Source organism: Petrocella sp. (assembly GCF_059865615.1).
In genome coordinates this window covers 1-5,246 of record NZ_JCBCDA010000095.1, presented here as the reverse complement: position 1 = coordinate 5,246, position 5,246 = coordinate 1, and the positions used below count along the sequence as shown (strand labels likewise).

Sequence of the window (5,246 nt, the reverse complement as noted above, 5' to 3'; positions counted from 1 at the left end):
AATATAGCTAATAGCGTTATAATTTTTGATGAAGTACAGATGCTTCCGGAAGAATACCTAACACCATGTATCATGGGTATTGCTGAATTGGTAGCTAATTGCAATTCTACGGCTGTATTGTGCAGTGCAACTCAGCCAACGCTTATTGAACTTTTCCCAAAGGAAATTAAGAGTGTTGAGATACAAGAAGACATAGAGGAGCTGTATCAAGTATTTAATCGTACTCAGATTGTCAATAGAAACCAAATGGACTCAACAGCAATTACTGAAGAAATGAATGCATTAAAACAATGCCTTTGTATTGTTAATACACGAAAACATGCCTTAAAGATATATGAATATCTTGAGGGGGGCGGTAAGTATCATCTATCGACATTGATGTGTCCAAGTCATCGCAAAGATGTTATTGAGGAAATAAGAAGAAGACTCAGAGAAGGATTGCCATGCAGGGTGGTATCAACTAGGCTTATCGAAGCAGGTGTTGATGTTGATTTTCCGAGAGTGTATAGAATGATTGCAGGTGTGGATTCGATTGTTCAAGCGGCAGGAAGATGCAATCGAGAAGGTAAGCTTAAAAATAGTGAAGGGGAATGGATCAAAGGTGAGGTACACGTCTTTGAAGCCGAATCGGAGTATACAAAGAGACAACCCCATTCTTTTCTTAGACCCATTGAAGTAACCAAGAAAATCATGAGGCAATTTGAAGATATTTCAACTCCAGAAGCTATAAGTGAATATTTCAAGAATCTTTATACATATACAGGTTCTGAAGGTCTCGATATTAAGAATATCTTCAAACGATTAGAAAGCAATAGTAGTGAAATGGCCTTCGATTTCAAAACAATTGCCGATGATTTCAAGCTTATCCAAGACAATAGTGTGGCAATTATCATTCCATATAATAATCAGGTAAGAAATTGGATTGAAGAAGTCAAATATATTGAATATCCGAGCAAACTCTTAAGAAAGTTACAACCTTATACAGTCAGCATATATGAAAATGAATATGATGCTTTGGTAGGAAGTGGAAAAATCCAAATGATTAGAGAAGGTGTTAACGTATTAAGTAGTAGGGATGATTATTTGGACGACACAGGCTTGATTATTACTGTTGAAAGGGGCGTCGGTATATACATATAGTGAGTTAAAAATGAGATTGAATTATCCTGAATATGAGATGAGAGAGAAGGAGATGAAAAAATGGGTTATGGTTTTAAACTAGAGGTATTTGGTGAGTATGCTTTATTCACAAGACCAGAGTTCAAGGTAGAACGTGTGTCTTATGATGTCATCACACCATCAGCTGCTAGAGGCATTATTGAGAGTATTTATTACAAACCGGCAATCCGTTGGGTTATTGATAAGATTCATGTATATCATGAACCTGAGTTTACTAATATCAGGCGAAATGAGGTTAAAAGTAAAGCTTCAGATTCAGATGCAAAAAAGCTGATGAAAGGAAGTGGCAGTGGTAAAGGTTATATTGCAACCACTCAAGATATTCAGCAAAGGGCATCCATGATTTTGAAGAATGTAAGGTACATAATAGAAGCTCATTTTGAGGTCACAGACCGAATGGGTCAAGATGAGACCATAGAGAAGCATTACAATATAGCTCTTAGAAGAATGCGTAAGGGACAGTTCTATCATATGCCTTATATGGGTTGTCGAGAGTTTCCAGCTAATTTTAGACTAATTGAAGAGGACACCCCAAAAAGTTCAGTAAGTGGAAAAAGAGATTTGGGATATATGCTCTATGACATGGATTATAGTGAACTTGATCAAATCCAACCTATGTTTTACCGAGCAATCATGGAAGATGGAACTATTGATCTGACAGACATAGATATGAGGCGGTGATGAGGTGTTACTACAAGCATTAACAAATTATTATGAACTGTTAAGTGAAGACTCGGATGTTGATATACCATTAAGAGGTTACAGTAAGGCGGGTATATCCTATGCTGCAAATATTTCACTTGAGGGTGAACTACTTAACATGATTCCACTAAAGATACTGGATGACAAAGGTAAAAAGTACATTTCTAGGGATATGATTGTTCCTGAGCAAGAAAAGAAAACAGTTGGCATCAAGTCAAACTTTTTATGTGAGAATACTGGGTACATGTTCGGAATTGATTCTAAAGGAAAACCTGAAAGGTCCATACAATGTTTTGAAGCATTTAAAGCACTACATTTTCAGGTTCTTGAGGATGTTGACAACGATGACGCCAAGGCGATTGTTAATTTCATGAATCTTTGGAATCCAGAAGAGGCAGCAAAACACCCCGCTTTGATTGATCATCTTGAAGACATGATGAAAGGATCAAACATTGTATTCCACTATGATCAAAACAGTGGTACCTATTGTCACCAAGATTTAGAAATAAAAGCAGCTTGGGAGTTGTACAAGGATAACAATCAAAGCTCGGCCATGAGACAGTGTCTAGTGACTGGTAAAAGAGCAGGAACTGCAATACTGCATCCTAGTATAAAGGGTATTAGGGGTGGGCAAAGCATGGGATGCTCATTAGTATCATTTAATGGTGCATCGTATGAATCCTACGGCAACAGAGAAAGCCAAGGGCTTAACGCACCTGTAAGTGAATATGCAACCTTTGCATATTCTACGGCCTTAAGTTATATGCTAAAGGATTCGGAGAATAAACTCTACTTAGGCGACACAACAGTTGTTTATTGGGCAGAAACCCAAAATAGTGCTACAAAGGATCTGATGGCCCTCTTTTTGAACCCGAGTACAATTGTAGAATCGGATGTGGTAACAAATAAAGTATCAAGGGATCAACAGGCTATTAAGACAATAGGCAATATATTTAAGAGAATCTCAGAAGGTAAGCGCATACTGCTTGAAGATGATCTTTTCGATCCACTGACTAAGATATATATTCTCGGCTTGGCGCCAAATGCAGCACGAGTATCTATCAGATTTTTTATTCAAGATAACCTGGATGGTTTCATTCAAAAAATGGGACAACACTATAAAGATATTCACATTGAAAAGCAATTTGAGAATGAAATGAATGTCATACCATTGTGGCGTTTGCTTAGTGAAACGGTTTCTGACAATTCAAGGGATAAGGCTGCGTCACCCTTATTGGCTGGGTCGACCATGAGAGCTATCTTGATGGGTCTTTATTATCCTTTATCACTGTACCAATCCATATTAATTAGAATCAAAACAGATCACTCAATTAATTACTATAAAGCTGCCATCATTAAGGGATTTTTAATAAGAAAAGACAGACAAAAATATGAGGAGGAAATAACCATGGCATTGAATGAACAAAGCACCAATAAAGCCTACGTACTTGGAAGACTTTTTGCAACCCTTGAAAAAGCACAAGAAGATGCAAATCCAGGTATTAAATCTACCATCAAAGATAGGTACTTTACTTCGGCATGCACAACACCATCTGTTGTTTTTCCGGTGATTCTAAAACTATCCAATCATCACATCTCAAAATCTGACTACGGATATGTAAGTGAAAATAGGATTAAAACAATCATGGAATTACTAGATGTTGGGGATCGACCATTCCCTAAGAATCTATCTTTGGACGATCAAGGAATTTTTGTTTTAGGATATTATCATCAGAAAAATGTTTTCTATAAAAAAGTTGAGAAGGAGAGTTAAATATGGGAGAAATAATTAAGAATCGATATGAATTTACAATGTTCTATGAAGTGGAGAACGGCAATCCAAATGGTGATCCAGACGCAGGGAATATGCCAAGGATAGATTCGGAAACAGGATATGGTATCGTTACGGATGTTTGTATTAAAAGAAAAATCAGAAATTACGTCGATATTGCAAAAGAAGACGCTCTGGGTTATAAAATCTATGTCAAAGAGAACATACCACTAGATACCAATAGAAAATGGGCGTATAAAGAAACCGAAGTTGAGCCACCACAGAAGGGTGGTAAAGTGTCAGTAGATGCACCTGACAAAGAAGAATTTCAAAAAGTCACTAAGTTTATGTGTGATAATTTCTTTGACATCAGAACATTTGGTGCCGTAATGACACTTAAGTATAATTGTGGTCAAGTAAGAGGTCCTGTACAGTTAGGGTTTTCAAAAAGTTGTGACATTGTTGTACCTCAAGAGATAGGAATTACAAGTTGTACTTCAGCTAATGAAGGTGATAACAGTTCGACAATGGGTCGCAAACATATAATTCCTTATGCTCTTTATCGAGTGGATGGTTATGTGTCACCGAATCTGGCTGAAAAAACTGGATTTGCAGAAGAGGATTTGGAGTTGTTGTGGAAAGCATTGGTCAACATGTTTGATTTGGATCACGCAGCTGCCAGAGGCAAGATGTCAACTAGAAAACTTTATGTATTCAAACATGAAGACAAGCTAGGCAATTGCCCAGCATATAAGTTGTTTGAGACGATTACAGTAAGCAATTTAAACGATTCTGTAGCCCGAAGCTTTTCAGACTATAAGATTAATGTTGACGAAGCAGCCATTCCTAATGGAGTGAAACTGATAAAATTCATATAATGACTTATAAAGAAGATGATTATTTAAGTTTATCAGGTATTCAACATTTTGAATTCTGCAAAAGACAATGGGCATTGATTCATATAGAACAACAATGGTTTGAGAATGTAAGAACCCTTGAAGGTCAGTATATGCACAACAAGGCGCATGAAAGTACCAAGTCAGAAAAAAGAGGTGATCTAATCATCACCCGTGGTATGGCAATAAATTCTAATAAATTAGGAGTTACTGGTATTTGTGATGTTGTTGAATTTCATAGATTAGAAGAGGGTATACCAATATATGGATGGGAGGGGCTTTATAGTCCTCTCCCAGTTGAGTACAAAAGAGGTGAGCCTAAAGCAAATGATTGTGATCGATTGCAGTTATGCGCTCAGGCAATGTGCTTAGAAGATATGTTGTTATGTCATATTGAAAAAGGATATCTATATTATGGTGAAACTAAGCGTCGAACAGAGGTTGTCTTTAATGATGATTTACGACAAAAGGTAATGGTCATGTTTGAAGAAATGCATATGATGTATAAACGGCGTTTCACACCAAAAGTTAAGATGACTAAGTCGTGCAATGCTTGTTCCTTGAAGGATGTTTGCCTACCAAAACTTAATAAAAGCAAGTCAGCCAATACTTATATAAAAATGCATATTGAAGGTGATGAGGATGAAAAAATTACTTAATACTTTATATGTGACAACACCCGATGCATATCTTTCCCT

The 5,246-nt window shown here is 36.8% G+C and carries 4 protein-coding genes and 1 pseudogene; all 5 read left to right on the top strand.

The annotated features are described in order from the left end of the window. A pseudogene (locus AC6F8J_RS10410) lies at window positions 1-1,140 on the top strand (CRISPR-associated helicase/endonuclease Cas3); the annotation flags it as partial. Between the two features lie 60 nt (window positions 1,141-1,200). Continuing rightward, a complete protein-coding gene (gene cas5c / locus AC6F8J_RS10405; RefSeq protein ID WP_500723174.1) occupies window positions 1,201-1,860 on the top strand; it encodes a type I-C CRISPR-associated protein Cas5c in 660 nt (219 codons plus the stop codon). 4 nt (window positions 1,861-1,864) lie between these two features. After that, window positions 1,865-3,655: a type I-C CRISPR-associated protein Cas8c/Csd1 gene (gene cas8c, locus AC6F8J_RS10400; protein WP_500723172.1), complete on the top strand. Its 1,791-nt coding sequence runs from the start codon at window positions 1,865-1,867 to the stop codon at window positions 3,653-3,655. Window positions 3,656-3,657: 2 nt separating this feature from the next. After that, window positions 3,658-4,530 carry a type I-C CRISPR-associated protein Cas7/Csd2 gene (gene cas7c, locus AC6F8J_RS10395; protein ID WP_500723170.1) on the top strand — a complete coding sequence of 291 codons (873 nt, stop codon included), beginning with the start codon at window positions 3,658-3,660 and terminating at the stop codon, window positions 4,528-4,530. Next, window positions 4,530-5,207 (top strand): CRISPR-associated protein Cas4, encoded by a 678-nt coding sequence (gene cas4, locus AC6F8J_RS10390; RefSeq protein ID WP_500723168.1) that lies wholly within the window; start codon window positions 4,530-4,532, stop codon window positions 5,205-5,207. The genes cas7c and cas4 overlap by 1 nt, the downstream gene beginning before the upstream one ends. Window positions 5,208-5,246: the final 39 nt, after the last annotated feature.